The organism is Inquilinus ginsengisoli, assembly GCF_050434925.1.
Lineage (GTDB): Bacteria > Pseudomonadota > Alphaproteobacteria > DSM-16000 > Inquilinaceae > Inquilinus > Inquilinus ginsengisoli_B.
Genome location: NZ_JBNDJK010000001.1, coordinates 6,528,606 through 6,544,900, shown reverse-complemented (window position 1 = coordinate 6,544,900; position 16,295 = coordinate 6,528,606). Strand labels below are relative to the sequence as shown.

The 16,295-nt window shown below is 66.8% G+C and carries 15 protein-coding genes; 8 read left to right on the top strand and 7 right to left on the bottom strand.

Going from position 1 to position 16,295, the window contains the following annotated elements:
* Positions 1–43: 43 nt before the first annotated feature.
* From der to QFZ27_RS31125, 3 genes are read right to left on the bottom strand one after another with little or no spacing between them, the layout of a single operon-like run.
* Positions 44–1,459: a ribosome biogenesis GTPase Der gene (der, locus tag QFZ27_RS31135; protein WP_429230339.1), complete on the bottom strand. Its 1,416-nt coding sequence runs from the start codon at positions 1,457–1,459 to the stop codon at positions 44–46.
* A gap of 16 nt (positions 1,460–1,475) precedes the next feature.
* A complete protein-coding gene (locus QFZ27_RS31130; RefSeq protein ID WP_429230338.1) occupies positions 1,476–2,798 on the bottom strand; it encodes an outer membrane protein assembly factor BamB family protein in 1,323 nt (440 codons plus the stop codon).
* An 11-nt stretch (positions 2,799–2,809) separates the two neighbouring features.
* Complete coding sequence (locus QFZ27_RS31125; protein ID WP_429230337.1) at positions 2,810–3,451, bottom strand: tetratricopeptide repeat protein; 642 nt, start codon at positions 3,449–3,451, stop codon at positions 2,810–2,812.
* Positions 3,452–3,683: 232 nt separating this feature from the next.
* Between QFZ27_RS31125 and QFZ27_RS31120 the strand changes: the two genes are divergently transcribed.
* The 3 genes from QFZ27_RS31120 to QFZ27_RS31110 are packed head-to-tail and all read left to right on the top strand — an operon-like array spanning position 3,684 to position 5,504.
* A complete protein-coding gene (locus QFZ27_RS31120; RefSeq protein WP_429230336.1) occupies positions 3,684–4,016 on the top strand; it encodes a DUF2794 domain-containing protein in 333 nt (110 codons plus the stop codon).
* A 34-nt stretch (positions 4,017–4,050) separates the two neighbouring features.
* Positions 4,051–4,818 carry an SDR family NAD(P)-dependent oxidoreductase gene (locus tag QFZ27_RS31115; RefSeq protein ID WP_429230335.1) on the top strand — a complete coding sequence of 256 codons (768 nt, stop codon included), beginning with the start codon at positions 4,051–4,053 and terminating at the stop codon, positions 4,816–4,818.
* A gap of 32 nt (positions 4,819–4,850) precedes the next feature.
* Positions 4,851–5,504: a DUF2625 family protein gene (locus tag QFZ27_RS31110; protein WP_429230334.1), complete on the top strand. Its 654-nt coding sequence runs from the start codon at positions 4,851–4,853 to the stop codon at positions 5,502–5,504.
* 177 nt (positions 5,505–5,681) lie between these two features.
* Here the strand turns inward: QFZ27_RS31110 and QFZ27_RS31105 are convergent, their stop codons facing one another.
* The gene (locus tag QFZ27_RS31105; protein WP_429230333.1) at positions 5,682–6,368 is read right to left on the bottom strand and encodes a B3/B4 domain-containing protein; all 687 of its coding nucleotides are present in this window, start codon (positions 6,366–6,368) and stop codon (positions 5,682–5,684) included.
* Between the two features lie 49 nt (positions 6,369–6,417).
* On the opposite strand from QFZ27_RS31105, the gene QFZ27_RS31100 reads away from it, so the two are divergent.
* The 3 genes from QFZ27_RS31100 to QFZ27_RS31090 all read left to right on the top strand — a co-directional run bounded on the left by QFZ27_RS31100 (position 6,418) and on the right by QFZ27_RS31090 (position 7,905).
* Positions 6,418–7,041, top strand: coding sequence for a helix-turn-helix domain-containing protein (locus QFZ27_RS31100; protein WP_429230332.1), 624 nt, complete (start codon positions 6,418–6,420; stop codon positions 7,039–7,041).
* 185 nt (positions 7,042–7,226) lie between these two features.
* Complete coding sequence (locus QFZ27_RS31095) at positions 7,227–7,499, top strand: type II toxin-antitoxin system Phd/YefM family antitoxin (RefSeq protein ID WP_429230331.1); 273 nt, start codon at positions 7,227–7,229, stop codon at positions 7,497–7,499.
* 82 nt (positions 7,500–7,581) lie between these two features.
* On the top strand, positions 7,582–7,905 hold the full coding sequence (locus QFZ27_RS31090; protein ID WP_429230330.1) for a hypothetical protein: 324 nt from the start codon (positions 7,582–7,584) through the stop codon (positions 7,903–7,905).
* An 88-nt stretch (positions 7,906–7,993) separates the two neighbouring features.
* On the opposite strand, the gene QFZ27_RS31085 is transcribed toward QFZ27_RS31090, so the two are convergent.
* The 3 genes from QFZ27_RS31085 to QFZ27_RS31075 form a co-directional block, all read right to left on the bottom strand.
* Positions 7,994–9,460 (bottom strand): NAD-dependent succinate-semialdehyde dehydrogenase, encoded by a 1,467-nt coding sequence (locus tag QFZ27_RS31085; protein ID WP_429230329.1) that lies wholly within the window; start codon positions 9,458–9,460, stop codon positions 7,994–7,996.
* Positions 9,461–9,600: 140 nt separating this feature from the next.
* Complete coding sequence (gene gabT / locus QFZ27_RS31080; RefSeq protein ID WP_429230328.1) at positions 9,601–10,881, bottom strand: 4-aminobutyrate--2-oxoglutarate transaminase; 1,281 nt, start codon at positions 10,879–10,881, stop codon at positions 9,601–9,603.
* Positions 10,882–10,969: 88 nt separating this feature from the next.
* A complete protein-coding gene (locus QFZ27_RS31075; RefSeq protein ID WP_429230327.1) occupies positions 10,970–11,872 on the bottom strand; it encodes a LysR substrate-binding domain-containing protein in 903 nt (300 codons plus the stop codon).
* 214 nt (positions 11,873–12,086) lie between these two features.
* Here QFZ27_RS31075 and QFZ27_RS31070 point away from each other — a divergent pair, with 214 nt between their 5' ends.
* Together QFZ27_RS31070 and QFZ27_RS31065 are read left to right on the top strand one after the other, a co-directional pair.
* Positions 12,087–14,381, top strand: a complete 2,295-nt coding sequence (locus tag QFZ27_RS31070) for a calcium-binding protein (RefSeq protein WP_429230326.1) — start codon at positions 12,087–12,089, stop codon at positions 14,379–14,381.
* 130 nt (positions 14,382–14,511) lie between these two features.
* Positions 14,512–16,275 (top strand): calcium-binding protein, encoded by a 1,764-nt coding sequence (locus tag QFZ27_RS31065; protein WP_429230325.1) that lies wholly within the window; start codon positions 14,512–14,514, stop codon positions 16,273–16,275.
* The last annotated feature ends 20 nt before the right edge of the window (positions 16,276–16,295 follow it).

The following is a 16,295-nucleotide window of genomic DNA, read 5'->3' as shown; positions in this document are numbered from 1 at the left end:
CCGCGGACCGATTGCAATCGTCCGGCAAAAGGGCCGGCAGCGATCAGTCCTTGTCGGCGTAGGGGTTTTTCGGCTGGCGCAGCACCACCCGGATCGGCACGCCGCCCAGATCGAAGCTCTCGCGCAGCCCGTTCACCAGATAGCGCAGATAGCTGTCCGGGAACTCCTCCGCCTGGGACACGAACAGGGCGAAGGTCGGCGGCCGGGCCTTGACCTGGGTGATGTAGCGGATCTTCAGTCGACGGCCGCGCACCAGCTGCGGCGGATGCGCGTCCAGCATCGCCGGCAGCCAGCGGTTCAGTGGGCCGGTGCGGACTCGGCGGTTCCACACCTTGTGGATGTCCAGCACCGCGTCCATCAGCTTGTCCAGCTTCTGGCCGCGCAGGGCGGAGATGGTGACGGTCGGCACGCCGCGCACTTGCGGCATCGAGGTCTGCAGCTTGTCGCTCAGCTGCCGCAGCGCCGCGGCATGGTCCTCGACCGTGTCCCATTTGTTGATCGCGATGACCAGGGCGCGGCCTTCCTCGATCACGTGCCGGGCGATGGTCAGGTCCTGCTTGTCCATGATGGCGCCGGCGTCCAGCAGCAGCACACAGACATGGGCCAGCCGGATCGTCTCCAGCGTGTCGCCGACCGACATGAATTCGAGCTTGTCGTCGATCTTGTCGATCCGCGCCTTGCGGCGCAGCCCGGCGGTGTCGACCAGCTTGATCGCCTGGCCGCGCCAGGTCCAGTCGACCATGATCGCGTCGCGGGTGATCCCGGCCTCGGGCCCGGTCAGCACCCGGTTCTCGCGCAGCAGCGCGTTCATCAGGGTCGATTTGCCGACATTCGGCCGGCCGATGATGGCAAGGCGGATCGGGCGGCTGAGCTCGACCTCGGGGTCGACCACGTCGCCTTCGCCTTCCTCCTCCGGCATCACCTGGTCGTCGTCCTCGACCGGCGCGTCGTCGTCGGCCCCATCCTCCGGCATCAGCGGCCGCAGCGCATCGAGCAGGTCGACCAGGCCCTGGCCATGGGCGGCCGAGATCGCCACCGGCTCTCCCAGGCCCAGCGACCAGGCCTCGTGCATCCCGGCCTCGGCGGCGCGGCCTTCGCATTTGTTGGCCACCAGGATGACCGGCCGGCCCTGGCGTCGCAGCCAATTGGCGAAATGCGCGTCCAGCGGCGTCACCCCGGCACGGGCATCGATCATCATCAGCGCGACGTCGGATTCCTGCAGCGCGATCTCGGTCTGCTGCCGCATCCGCGCCTCGAGGCTGTCGTCGAACGCCTCTTCCAGCCCGGCGGTGTCGATGACGCGGAAGGTCAGATGGCCCAGCTGCCCATCGCCGATGCGCCGGTCGCGCGTCACCCCCGGCAGGTCGTCGACCAGCGCGGTGCGCTTGCCGACCAGCCGGTTGAACAGCGTCGACTTGCCGACATTCGGCCGGCCGATGATGGCGAGGGTGAAGGGCATGCGCTCTCTGGACTGCTCAGCGATAGGCGGTCAGGGTGCCGCCGGTGCTGACAATATACAGCGTTCCGTCGGCGATGACCGGGGCGATCCGCGTCGGGTCGGTTTCGAAGGTCCCGGCAATCTCGCCGGTCTTGGGCGAGATCAGCACGCCGTCGCCGGTCGAGCTGGCCAGGACCAGCGTGTCGCCGGCCAGCACCGGGCCGGTCCAGGTGATCGGGCCTTCCTTGTCCTCGGGGTCGGTCCAGCGGTCGAGCTCGCGGACCCAGCGCACCTTGCCGGTGTTGCGGGCCAGCGCCACCGCGACGCCTTCATTGGAGACCAGATAGACGGTGTCGCCGGCCACCCAGGGCATCTGGGTGCCGCTGATCGGCTGCTCCCACACCGTGATGCCCGAGCGCATGTCGATGCCGACCGCCTGGTTGCCGTGGCTGACCGCGACCACTAGGTCGCCGTCGATCGCCGGCAGCGCGGTGATGTCGGCCAGACCGGCCAGGGCGCCCGCGGCACGGGCGGCGCCGCCGCCGACCGTGGCCGACCACACCGGCCGGCCGTTCTCGATCCGCAGGCCGTACAGCTCGCCCGAGGAATAGGGCACCACCACCACGCCGTTGTCGACCGCGGCGCTGCCGCCGCCGAGCAGGGCCGAGGCTTCGGTGATGCCGCTGTGGTTCCACACCTCGGTGCCGGTCTTGGCGTCCAGCACCTCGGTCTGGTTGTCGACGGTGATGGTGACGACGCGGCCCTGGGTCACGGTCGGCGCGCCGCGCACCGGCCCGGCCAGCTTGCTGCGCCAGATCAGGCCGCCGGTCGACGGGTCGACCGCCACCGCCTCGCCGAAGCCGGTTGTGGCGTAGACCGTGCCGTCGGCATAGGCGGCACCCCCGCCGATCGGCACGCTGTCCTGCTCCGGATCCGCCACCCGCACCCGCCAGTAGGAGCGGCCGGTGGCGGCGTCGAGCGAGCTCAGCCGGCCGGAGGCGTCGGTGATGTAGACCTTGCCGTCGGCGATCACCGGGCCGGTCAGCAGGGCGGTGCTGCTGCTGTCGCCGGTGCCGATGCTGCTGCTCCACGCCCGCTGGAATGGGATCTTCAGCGCCAGGTTGCCGTTGACGTGGTTCACCGCCCCGCCCGGGTTGCGCCAGTCGGGATTGGTGCGCACCGCCGGCAGCACGGCCGGCTGCCCGGCATCGGCCGACGGCTCCAGCCCCTGGGTTCGGCTGATCACCGCGATCCGTTCGCCCGGCAGCGGCGTCTTCGCCTCCTCGAACCAGCTGCAGGCGCTGAGCAACCCGGCGAGCGCAAGTACGGAGATCCGGGGCAGCAGGTGGCGTCGCCGCATGGCGTGGTCCCTCAATTGCTCGAAATGCTGAGGAGCTGTTCGGCCCGGCTGCGCACGCCGGGGGACGAGGCCGGGTCCTTCGACAGCGCCTCGAAGATCTCGCGGGCCTTGGCCGCATCCTTCTGGCGCAGGGCCAGCAGGCCCTGCAGCTCGCGCGCCTCGGCGCGCCAGGGCGCGCCGTCGGCAGCCAGCGGCGCCAGCTCGTCGGTCAGCGCCGCGGGGTCGCCGTCGTCGAGCCGGGCCATGACCGAATAGAGTCGGGCGAGGTCGCGCACCACCGCATTGACGCCGCTGTCGCCGGCGATCTGCTGATAGATCTTGCCGGCCTCGTCGCGCTTGCCGGCGTCGAGATCGGCGCGCGCCTCCAGCAGGCGGGCCAGGGCCCCGCGGTCGGCGCTGCTGTCGGCAGCGACGGCGGCGTAGATCGAGGCGGCGTTCTGCGGGGTGGCGGCGGCCTGCTGCTGAGCGTTGACCAGGGCCAGGGTCTGCGACTGCGCCTGGCTCTGGCTGTAGCTGCGCCAGCCGACGAAGGCGGCGGTGCCGAGGACGATCGCGACCGCGCCCGCGATGATCAGCGTGCCGTGCCGGTTCCAGATCGCCTTGACGCGATCCTCGCGCAGGGCTTCGTCGACTTCGCGGAAGATATCGGTCATTCACAGGATTCCGAACAGGGCGCCGCCTCGGCCGGGCGTCGCGGCCGAGCCGCCCTAACTAGACGATTGGTTCGGGGAAGACAATCCAACGGTGTGGCAGCGGTATGGCGATGTGCGGCGGCGGGGCGATCCGGCCGATCCGGCGATCGCTGCGACTCCATCTGGACGCGGCGCCGGATTTGTCCAACACTCGGCGGACCGACTCAACGGTGTCGAGGCGTCTCGTCGGCGTATGTCGCAGGTTCTCGATCTCTCCCAGATACGGCGCCGCCGCGGGCGCGTCTATTTCAACCGCGGTGAACTCGGCCAGCTTCTCGGGCTGTATTTCGATCGTGTCGCCGCCGGCGAATGGCGCGACTATGCGATCGACCATGGCGTCGGCATCGCCGTGTTCAGCGTGTTCCGGCACAGCCATGACCGGCCGCTCTACGGCATTGCCAAAGTGCTGGCCGCGCAGGGGACGGAATACTGCGTCTATGAAGGCCGGCACCGGCTTCGCCGCGGCCACACCCTGGCCGAGGTGCTGGAGATGTTCGAGCGCAAGCTGACGCTGGTCCGCGACTGACCCCGATTCTGTTCATCCCCATCCAGGCGGCATCATGACCGACTTCGCGCTCTATCCCAGCCTGCAGGACCGGGCCGTGCTGATCACCGGCGGCGGCTCCGGCATCGGCGCCGCCCTGGTCGAGCATTTCGTCCGCCAGGGCAGCCGGGTGGTGTTCTGCGACATCGATGCGGAGTCGTCGCGGGCGCTGGCCGAGCGGCTGGCGGGGAAGGGGCTGGCCGCCCCGGCCTTCCTGCCCTGCGACCTGCGCGACATCGATGCGCTGCGCGCCATGGTGCGGGCGGCGGAGGCGGCGGTCGGGCCGATCCGGGTGCTGGTCAACAATGCCGGGCACGACCAGCGCCACAGCATCGACGAGGTGACGCCGGAGTATTGGGACGACCGGCTGGCGGTGAACCTGAAGCATCAGTTCTTCGCCGTGCAGGCGGTACGGCCGGCGATGCGCGAGGCCGGCGGCGGCTCGGTGATCAATTTCGGCTCGATCTCGTGGCGCGCCGGGATGGGCGGCATGCCGGCCTACACCACGGCCAAGGCGGCGATCGAGGGCCTGACCCGCAGCCTGGCGCGCGATCTCGGCGCCGAGGGCATCCGGGTCAACTGCGTCCTGCCCGGCGCGGTCCGGACCGAGCGGCAGGTCAAGCTGTGGTACACGCCCGAATATGTCGAGCGGATCATGGCAGCGCAATGCCTGAAGGGCTTCGTCGAGCCGGACGACATCGCCCGCATGGTCGCCTTCCTGGCCTCCGACGACGCCCGCATGTGCACCAGCCAGATGTATGTTGTGGACGGCGGCTGGATCTGAACGGCCGGTCCCCGGCCGTAGAGAGTGCTGCCATGCGCTCGCTTGACGATCTTCTCAACGTAGCCGATCCGGCGTGGCCGCTGTTGCGGCAAGAGATCGGCCGTGCCAGCAATCCGGTCGACGTCCTCCCACCCACGCCAACGACTGCGGCTGATTTGCACCGACTGCAGGTCACTGTGCGCTCGACTCTCGGCGCAGTTGTCTATGAGACCGGCGGGCTGCTGATCGACCATGGCTGGGTGCGGCTGCTGGGGTCCGGGGACGATCGGCTGGGCCGCTCGCTCGTGTCCTGGAACCTGATCTGCGGTCTGATTGTGCCGGGAGATTCGCTGCTACTGGTCGGCGATGATGCCGTCGGAGGCCTTTTTGCCGTCAATGCCGGTCGGTTTGCCGGCCCGCCGGGCGAGATCCACTATTTTGCGCCCGACAGCCTGGCCTGGGATAGCCTTGGCCTGGGCTATTCGGAGTTCGTCGCCTTCCTCCTGAACGGGGATCTGGCGGAATTCTACGGCAATACCCGCTGGGATGGATGGCAGGCGGAGGTCGCGGCCATGGCCGGGCATCAGGCCATGTCGATCTATCCGCCCCTCTGGGCGAAGGCATCCAAGAGCGGAGAGCGAAGCCGGCGGCCGGTGCCTCTGCAGGAGCTGGTCGGGCTGACGGGAGCGCTCGAAACGCGGCCGTGATCGCTAGCCTCGCGTCGATTCTGGTACCATCGATCATCCTCATCTGGATCTAACGGCCGCGGCCGAAATCCCACATGCTGCGATCGACCCGGCATTCGGCTGGACCGTCGCGATGCCCCGGCGTGGCCGGGGCAGGAGGAGGCGCAAATGCGCGCGACCTGCCCAGGGCCGCCCGGCTCAGGGGCTCAGCAGCGTGGTTTCGATCCGGGCCGCCGGCGCGATCGCGCGGATGCCGTCGGCCAGCTCGCGGCCGACCGCCTCGAGCGCCGCGAGCGGCATCGGCTCCAGCCGTTCGATCACGAACCACATCTCGGTGGTCGGCAGGTCGAGGCGGGTGCGCGGGCCCTGCCGCCAGTTCCAGCGCCGGCAGGTGACGCCGCGGTCGTCGCGCCAGACCACCTCGCCCGGCTCCGGATGCTCGATCGCGGGCTCGCCGTTCGCCAGCATCTCGAAGGCCTCCTCGCCCGTCGCCCGCACCAGCCGCGGCGGCCCGGCATAGGCGGCCAGGTCCTCGCCGCCGATCGGCACCGCCCAGCGCACGCTCAATGCATTGTAAAGGTCGACCATGCGGTTGATCGGCGGCAGCCCGCCGTCGCGCTGGGCCCGCTTGCGCAGCGCCTCGGCCGAGCAGGGCGTACGCTGCGGCTTGGCGCCGAAGCCGCGATAGGCCTCGCGCCAGGCCTCCAGATGCGCCGCGGCCCAGTCCGGTCCTGTCGCGGCGGCCTGGCAGGCCGCGGCCAGCCGGGCTGCGCCGTCGGCATCGCTCCCACCGTTGCGGGCGCCGCGTGCCACCACGCTCAGCCCCATGAAATCGGGGCGCAGCGCCCGGACGGCAGGATCGACGACGGGTGTGAAGGACAACATGAGATCGGTTCGTTAAAGTGACCGAATGTATCACTATGTTGAATAGGCCATGACGATCGAAGAGGTCAATACGCTGACCGACACCGCACCCGACGGCGCCGAGGCGGAAACCACCGCGGCGGTGGCGCGCCGTGTCGCCGAGCTGCGGCGAGCGCGGCGGCTGTCGCTGGAAGGGCTGGCCCGGCTGTCAGGCGTCAGCAAGGGCATGCTGGTGCAGATCGAGAACGCCCGCTCCAACCCCTCGATCGCCACGCTGTGCCGGGTGGCCGCGGCGCTCGGCGTCTCGGTGGCGCAGCTGGTGGAGCTGGGCGGCGAGGACGTGGTGCGGCTGGTCGCGCCGGAGGAGGCGGCGCGGCTGTGGGCCGGGCCGGAGGGCGGCCGCGCGGTGCTGCTGGTCGGCAGCGAGGGCCCCGACATGCTGGAGCTGTGGAGCTGGGAGCTGAAGCCGAAGGAGCGGCACGTCTCCGACCCGCATCCGGCCGGCACGCGCGAGCTGCTGCACGTCACCGCTGGCACGCTGCTGCTCGAGGTCGAAGGCCGGGCGCACGAGGTCCAGGCCGGCACCTCGGTCCTGCTGCACAGCGACAGGCCGCACGCTTATGCCTGTAAGGGCGCGCGGTCGGTCCGCTTCACCATGGCGGTGATGGAGCCACATGCTGTGCGGCGCTTTTGAGCCGGCTTGGCGCGATCAAACTTTCGCTGTCCCGTGTTGTCGCCGTGGTTCCCTAAATTGACGATTTCCCGGATTATCCTTATCTTCCGGAAAATCGCGCCTCCATGCTCAGGCCCAAACTGCCGACGCACAGATCCTCGCGCATTGAAGCCCGAAGCCCGCAAACCGCGCTGGAGCACCCGGTCATGACGAAAGCCATGGAGATTGTTCCCTCGAGTGAGCTGCAGAAGCAGTTCGGTCGCTACTCTGACGAGGCGATGATTCGCCCGGTCGGCGTCAGCCGGAATGGTCGCGTGCGCTTCGTCATGGTTCCCGTCGATGAATATGAGCGTCTGCGCCGCCGCGAGCGCGTCGCGGGTTGCGCGGAGGATCTGGATGACGAAACCCTCGCGGCGATCCGGTCCGTCGAACCCGCATCCGAATGTGAAGATGCAGAGGCCAGGCTCAAGTCTCCCTAAGCCGGGCGAGGTCATCAACTACAGCTATCTCTGGGAGCACGAGTATCGGGAGGGGCGCGACGAAGGCGCGAAGGATCGGCCGGTGGCGGTTGTCCTTGTGACGGAATCGGCCGATGGTCTCGACCAAGTCCATGTCGTGCCGATGACCACCAGGCCGCCTGGGCAGGGCCAGGAGGCTGTCGGGGTTCCGGAGGCGGTGCGTCGTCAGCTCGGCCTGTCGGCCGAGCGCTCCTGGATCATCGTCAGCGAATGGAACCGGTTCACCTGGCCCGGCTGCGACATCCGGCCGATCCGCGGGCGCGAGCCCTCGGTGAGCTTCGGCTTCCTTCCGGCCGGGCTGTTTCGGCGGGTGCGCGACGCGCTCGTTGCCGCGGCGATCGGCCGCCCGGTCGATCGGGGCGATTGACCGGGTGCGACGAGGTGCCCAATGAGAGAAATGGGGCGAGCAGGCCGGGTTCGCCGTGGCGAATCCAGCCTGCTGCCTATCCGATGACCTAGCTGCCCATCCCGGCGAGCAGGACGTATTTCAGCTCCACGAACTCCTCGATGCCGTGATGCGAGCCCTCGCGGCCGAGGCCGGATTCCTTGACCCCGCCGAAGGGAGCGACCTCGGTGGCGACCACGCCGGCATTGACGCCGACGATGCCGTAATCCAGCGCCTCCGCCACCCGGAACACGCGGCCGAGGTCGCGGGCGTAGAAATAGGCGGCGAGGCCGAAGGGCGTGGCGTTGGCCTGGGCCACCACATCCGCCTCGTCGCGGAAGCGGTAGACCGGGGCCAGCGGGCCGAAGGTCTCCTCCTGCGTCACCACCATCTCGGTGGTGGCGCCGGACAGCACCGTCGGCTCGAAGAAGGTGCCGCCCAGCGCGTGGCGATGGCCGCCGGTGACGACCGCCGCGCCCTTGGCCGTGGCGTCGGCGATGTGGCGCTCGATCTTCTCCACCGCCTCCATGGTGATCAGCGGGCCCTGGACCACGCCGGGCTCGGTGCCGTTGCCGACCTTCATCGCCTTCACCTTGGCGGCGAAGCGGGCGACGAAATCGTCGTAGACCGCGTCCTGGACGTAGATCCGGTTGGCGCAGACGCAGGTCTGGCCCATGTTGCGGAACTTCGAGGCCAGCGCGCCCTCGACCGCCGCATCGATGTCGGCGTCGTCGAACACGATGAAGGGCGCGTTGCCGCCGAGCTCCAGCCCGACCTTCTTCACCGTGTCCGCGGCCTGGCGCATCAAGAGCTTGCCGACCTCGGTCGACCCGGTGAAGCCGACGAACTTCACCGCCGGGTGACCGGTCAGCACCTTGCCGATCTTCGGCGCGTCGCCGGTGATCACGTTCAAGACGCCCGCCGGCACGCCGGCGCGCACCGCCAGCTCGGCCAAAGCGAGGGCGGTCAGCGGCGTCTCCGGCGCCGGCTTGATCACGGCGGTGCAGCCGGCGGCCAGGGCCGGCGAGACCTTGCGGGTGATCATCGCCGCCGGGAAGTTCCAGGGCGTGATCGCCGCGACCACGCCGATCGGCTGGCGCAGCACCAGGATGCGGGCGTCGGCGCGGTGGCTCGGGATGGTCTCGCCGTAGATGCGCTTGGCCTCCTCGGCGTAGAACTCGACGAAGGAGGCGGCATAGTCGACCTCGCCGCGCGCCTCGGCCAGCGGCTTGCCCTGCTCGCTGGTCATGATCAAGGCGATGTCCTCCCTGTTCGCCAGGATCAGGTCGAACCAGCGGCGCAGGATGGCGGAACGCTCCTTGGCGGTCTTCTTCGCCCAGGGGCCGAAGGCGGCCTCGGCGGCCTCGACGGCGTCGGTGGCCTCGGCCTCGCCGAAGCGGGGCACGCGGCCCAGCGTCTCGCCGGTCGCCGGATTGGTCACCGGGTCGACGGCCTCGCCGATCCAGGAGCCGCCGATCAGGGCCTGGCTCTTCAGCAGGGTCGGGTCGTTCAGGGTCAGGGTGGTCACGGTCGACATTGGGGACCTCACGGGGTCACGGAACGGGGGCGCCCGAAGGCGCACACTCTCTCGTCATTCCCGCGAAAGCGGGAATCTCTTCGGTCGATGCTTCGCGAGATCCCCGCTTTCGCGGGGATGACGCAGTCGTCGTGGGTCGATCAGGCGGCCGCCAGGGCCGTCTCCAGCACGTCCAGGCCTTCGTCGACGATGGCGTCGCTGGCGGTCAGCGGCACCAGGATGCGGATGACATTGGCGTTGACGCCGCAGGACAGCAGCACCAGGCCGTTCTCATAGGCCTTCTGGGTCACCCGCTTGGTGGCGTCGGCATCCGGGTCGTAGGCGCCGCGCGACTTGACGATCTCGAAGGCGACCATGCCGCCCAGGCCGCGGATGCCGGCGATCGGCAGCAGGTCGTTGCGCCGCGACAGCGTCTCCAGCCGCGCCTTGATCCGGGCGCCGATGGCGTTGGAGCGCTCCAGCAGCTTCTCCTCCTTGAACACCTCCAGCACCGCCAGCGCCGCGGCGCAGGCCAGCGGGTTGCCGGCATAGGTGCCGCCCAGCCCGCCCGGATCGGCGGCGTCCATGATCGGCGCCCGGCCGATCACGCCGGACAGCGGGAAGCCGCCGGCCAGGCTCTTGGCGACGCAGATCAGGTCGGCCTCGACGTCGAAATGCTCCATCGCGAGCATCTTGCCGGTGCGGCCGAAGCCGGTCTGCACCTCGTCGGCGATCAGCACGATGCCGTGCTCGTCGCAGACCCGGCGCAGGGCGCGCATCAGCTCGGCCGGGACCTCGTAGAAACCGCCTTCGCCCTGCACCGGCTCGATGATGATCGCGGCGACGCGCGACGGGTCGACATCGGCCTTGAACAGGAAGCTCAGCGCCTTCAGCGAATCCTCGACGGTGACGCCGTGCTGGGCGACCGGGAAGGGCAGGTGCCAGACCTCGGGCAGCACGGGGCCGAGGCCCTTCTTGTACGGCACCACCTTGCCGGTCATGGCCGAGGCCATCACGGTGCGGCCGTGGAAGGCGCCGGTGAACGAGATCACGCCGCTGCGGCCGGTGGCGGCGCGGGCGATCTTGACCGCATTCTCGGTGGCCTCGGCGCCGGTGGTGAAGAACACCGATTTCAGCGGGCCGCTGATCGGCGCCAGCGCATTCAGCTTCTCGGCCAGCTCGATATAGGGCTCGTACAGCATCACCTGGAAGCAGGTGTGGGTGAAGTTCGCCATCTGCTCCTGGACGGCGGCGATCACCTTGGGATGGCAATGACCGGTGTTGACCACCGCGATGCCGCCGGCGAAGTCGACATAGCGCTTGCCCTCGACATCCCAGATCTCGGCGTTCAGCGCGCGGGCGGCGGAGATCGGCGTGGTGTGCCCGACCCCGCGGACGACGGCGGCGTTGCGGCGCTGGAAAAGCTCGGCATTGGTGGTCATGGGCATCCCCTCGGGTCAGGCTGTCATAAGAGAGTCGGTGCGGCAGGGCCGCTGCACAATCGCCTAGTTTGAACGTGTCCGGTGCATTCTATGCACCATTGCCGTTCGGGGTCGCGAACAGATCGCGCAGCCAGCGCCGCAGCGTGGCCAGGCCGGGCTCCTCCCAGCGCGCCGCCTCGGACAGGAAATAATAGCCGCCCAGGCGGATGTCGGACGGCACCATCTCGACCAGCAGGCCTGCAGCCAGATCCTCGCCGGCCAGCACGGCATTGGCCAAGGCGACGCCCTGGCCCAGCCGCGCTGCCTCGATCGCCAGATGGGCATGCCACAGCCGCGGGCCGCGCAGCGGCGGCAGCTCGGCCACCCCGGCCTTGCGCAGCCAGCGCTCCCATTGCTCGGTCGACTCCTCATGGATCAGCGGCACCCGCAGCAGGTCGGCCGGCGCCGCGACATCGGCATGGCGGGCGCGGAAGGCGGCGCTGGCCACCGGGAAGACGCGCGGGCTGGACAACAGCTCGGCCCGCACCCCATCGCGTGGCCCTGCCGCCTCCAGATAGATGATCTCGGCATCGGCCTCGTCGCGGGCGAAATCCGGCCGGGCCAGGGTCGGCAGCAGGGTGATCTCGTGCTCCGGCAGCAGCGCCTCCAGCTCCGGCAGCAACGGCAGCACCCGGCGCGAGGCGACGCCGGGGGCGCACCAGATGGTGAGGGTGCGGCGGCGCGGCGCCGCCAGCTCGGCGGTGGCGCGCTCGATCAGGTCCAGCGCCTGGGCGATCTGGGCCAGGTAGCGCTGCCCTTCCGGCGTCAGTGCCAGGCCGCGCCCGGCCGGCCGCAGCAGCCGGGCGCCCAGCCGCTGCTCCAGGTTGCGGACATGGCGCGACACCACGGTGTGGCTGACCGCCAGCTCCTCCCCCGCGGCGCGGACGCTGCCGAGGCGGCCGACGGCCTCGAAGGTGCGGAGCGCGATCAGTGGAGGCAGTCGGCGGGCCATGGCGGTCTCGGGTCGGGGCCGGGTTCGGAGGCGGGCGAGGCGGACCCTAGCACGGCGGCGGCGTAGCCGGGCGCTCGGCCGATCTGTGAATTTTTTCACGAATTCGCAGAATCCGCATTGCCGAGTGGGGCGCAGCCGGGATTAGCTGGTATGGGCGCGGGAAGGCCGGGGAACACCGGCCGCGGCGCGTGTGATTTGAGGGGGAGAGGATTTCATGCCAGTATTTTGGGGAACGGCGGCTGCCGACGCGATCCTCGGCAGCGCCGGGGCGGACGAGATTTATGGCCGGGACGGCGATGATGCGCTCTACGGCGGAGATGGCGACGACCTTCTGGTGGGTGGCAGAGGCAATGATGGGATGGTCGGCGGCAAGGGGGACGATGTCTATGACGTCGATGCTGCCAGCGACCGGATCGTGGAGCAGGCGGGCGAGGGGGTCGACGGCGTTCGGGCGTGGGTCAGCTATCGGCTGGCTGGCAATGTCGAGAACCTGACCCTGGTCGGCCCGGAGGATCTCGACGGTGTCGGCAACGCACTGGACAACAGGATCGGCGGCAATGCCGGGGCCAATCTGCTGTATGGGCTGGCCGGGAGTGATCTGCTTTCCGGCGGTGCCGGCAACGACAGGCTCTTCGGCGGAGACGGCATTGATTATCTCTATGGCGGAGACGGCAGCGATGTTGTCGATGGCGGCGCCGGAATCGACCGCATGGAGGGCGGGGCAGGCGACGACACTTACGAGGTCGACTCCGCCGGCGACCGGGTGGTGGAGGAGGCCGGCAAGGGCATCGACGGCGTCCGGGGCTGGGTCAGCTATCGGCTGACCGAGAATGTCGAGAATTTGCTGCTGCTCGGCACAAGCGATCTCGACGGCGTCGGCAATGCGGTGGACAACAGGATCATTGGCAATGGCGGAGCCAATCTGCTGTACGGGTTGGCCGGGAATGACGTGCTTTCCGGCGGTGCCGGCAATGACAGGCTCCTCGGCGCCGACGGCATCGACTACCTCTATGGCGGGGCCGGAAACGACGAGCTCGATGGCGGTATCGGCGCCGACCTCATGGATGGAGGGAAGGGCAACGACAGCTACGAGGTCGATTCGGCCGGCGACCGGGTGGTGGAACTGGTTGCCGAAGGTATTGACAGCGTCCGGTCCTGGGTCAGCTATCGGCTGGGCACTTATGTCGAGAATCTGACCCTGCTCGGCACGGGCGATCTGGACGGCATCGGCAACGCGCGGAACAACAGCATCACCGGCAATGCCGGAAACAACGTGCTGGACGGGGGTGAGGGAGAAGACATTCTGGTCGGCGGCCAGGGCAACGACATCTATTACATCGACGCGTTCATCGACCAGGTCGTGGAACAGACCAGCGGGGGCATCGACGAAATCAGGATACGAAACGACGGCTTCACCATCGCTCTCCCCGACGCTATCGAGAATGTGAGGTTGCTCACCAACGGCGGCGCGGATGCCTATGGCAACGGGCAGGGCAACGGCATGGTCGGCGGCGGCTGGCGAAATATGCTGAGCGGTCTGGCCGGAAACGACGTCCTGATGGGAGAAGGGGGCGACGACACGCTTTACGGCGGCATCGGCCGAGATCAACTCTATGGCGGATCGGGCAATGATGAGCTCAATGTCGGTGAGGATCTCGCTCTCGATGCTCGCAATGGCATAGCGGCTGGAGAGGTTTATGATGGCGGAGCTGGCACAGATGAACTAAGGGTTGTTCAATATGATCTGTCCGGCGGCGGCGGAGTTGATCTGTCTTCTATAGATATTTCCAAAATTAATATCTCGAATATCGAAAATATCGAAAGTCATTTTCACACAACCAAGCTTTCGGCTGCTCAAATGTCTTCATTTGAAGAAGTCCGGGCGAATGAAATTGATATCACAAACGGTGGCTACGTCGATATCTCCAGTATGAATGTTCAATTCAACTGGATAAATCTATCGAGCTTCGGAAATACATTGATCTTGGGGCCTGGTCCTTTCGGATCCATAAATTTTGGTATCTCGTGCGGAGCCGGTGATGATATTCTGGTCGGCGCAAATTCATACGGTACGATTCACGGCGAAGGTGGAGATGACGAGATCACAGGTGGGACTGTAGACAATCAGTTCTTTGGTGACTCCGGAGATGATATTCTTCGCGGTGAAGGTGGCAACGACGTTCTCGGCGGTGGTGAGGGCAACGATCGCCTTGTAGGAGGCGCCGGTGAAGATGAGTTCGCGTTTTATAGCGTAAATTCTGGAATAGATATCATAGCAGATTTCAAGTCGGCACAAGACGACAAGCTGGCTTTTTCAAATCTGCTACACGGTACCTTCAGCTATCTCGGATCGGCAGCCTTCACCGCCGGTGGCAACAGCGAGGCCAGGTTCGCTGGCGGGCAGGTGCTCGTCGACACGGATGGGAGCGGATCGGTGGATATCGTCATCAACCTGACGGGGATTACGGCGGCGTCCGAGCTCCACGCCTCCGACTTCATATTCTCCTGACGGTTCCCTGCCGGGCGGGCTCACGGCGAGCGATCCATCCGGCATCACCATGTCGACCGCGCCCGGGGCGCGGCGCGGCCGCGAGACATCAATCGTTGCGTGCCGGGTATTTGCAGGGGGAGAGGGCTTCATGGCAGTGTTTTCGGGTGCGGCCGCAGCTGACAGGATCGTCGGCAGCGCTGAGGCGGACCAGATCTACGGCCTGGGTGGCGACGACACGCTCTACGGCGGGGGCGGCGATGACTGGCTGATCGGGAGTGTTGGTGCCGATATCCTGGTCGGCGGCCTGGGCGACGACTCCTACGACGTCGACGCCGCAGGCGACCAGGTGGTGGAGCGCGCGGGCGAGGGCATCGACCGGGTGCGCGCTTCGGTCAGCCATCAGCTGACGGCCAATGTCGAGATTCTGACGTTGTCGGGCGGGGCCGACATCAACGGCTTCGGCAACGGGCTGGACAACACCATCGTTGGCAATGCCGGCAACAACGTCCTCAATGGCGGCGCCGGCAATGACGCGATGGCTGGAGGCAAGGGCGGCGATGTCTACGATGTGGACTCAAGTGGCGACCGGATATCGGAAGTCGCAAATGAAGGTCACGACCGGGTTCGCTCGCTGATCAGCTGGCAACTGGACGCCAACATCGAGGATCTGACCCTCGGCGGCGGCGGCAATCTGGTCGGCACCGGCAATGCGTTGAACAATACGATCATCGGCAATGCCGGCGACAACGTGTTGAATGGCAGCGCCGGTGATGACCTGTTGATCGGCAGGGCCGGCAACGACGTCTATGATGTGGGCTCGCTCGGTGACCAAGTCCAGGAAGCCGCGAATGAGGGCTATGACCGGGTTCGGTCGTCGGTCAGCTTCACGCTCGGAGCCCATTTCGAGGAACTGAACCTGACCGGCACAAGCTCCATCAACGGCATCGGCAATGCGTCGGCCAACACGATCGTCGGCAATGCCGGCAACAATATGCTTAACGGCGGCGCTGGCAATGATCTCGTTATCGGCGGCGCCGGGGCCGATACTCTAGGTGGCGGCGCCGGCAAGGACCACATCAGCGGCGGTCTTGGCAATGACACCCTCAAGATTGGTTGGAGGGACTATGCGGCGGGAATTATAATCGATCCGCGTGCAGATGCCACTGCAGGGGATGTTTTTGATGGCGGCGACGGGAATGACGTCCTTTTCATAGAAGAGGATTTTGGCACTCCGGTTGATATATCTGGAGCATATCTCTACAATATGGAGTCTCTGACAAGTTACGCCAAAATATTTGAGATTTCTGTCGCGCAAATCTCTCAATTTTCCACTATAGGCGGAAATACGATTATCATATCCGATGGTGGGACAATAGATTTATCCGGAAAGCGTGTCAGTATGCTTGATATTGTTCTGTCTGACGAAGGGAATAGTTTGATATTTAAGCAACCCTGGACTGGTATTTCGGGGCCGTCGATTCATGGGGGAGCGGGGGCTGATGTCATTGTCGGCGGAGACAACGGCAGTGATATTTTTGGGGGTGGCGGAGATGACAGAATTACCGGTGGATCTTATGGGGATCGCATCAACGGTGGCCAGGGAAATAACTATCTCACTGGCGGAGCCGGAGGGGATTGGTTTGTATTTTACGGTGATAATGAAGGAATAGATACTATTTCGGATTTCAATTCCTCGAAAGGGGACAATCTACGTTTTAAGGATCTGTTGCATGGCTATTTCACCTATCTTGGGTCGGATGCATTTAGAGCCAGCGGAAACAGCGAGGCGCGGTTTGCAGATGGACGTGCTCTCGTCGACGTCGATGGCAATGGTACCACGGATATCACCATCAAGCTGATCGGCTTCACGAGCGCGTCGCAGCTTTTTGCCTCCGACTTCGCGTTCTTTTGAGGCGTCGGTCGCCGATATCG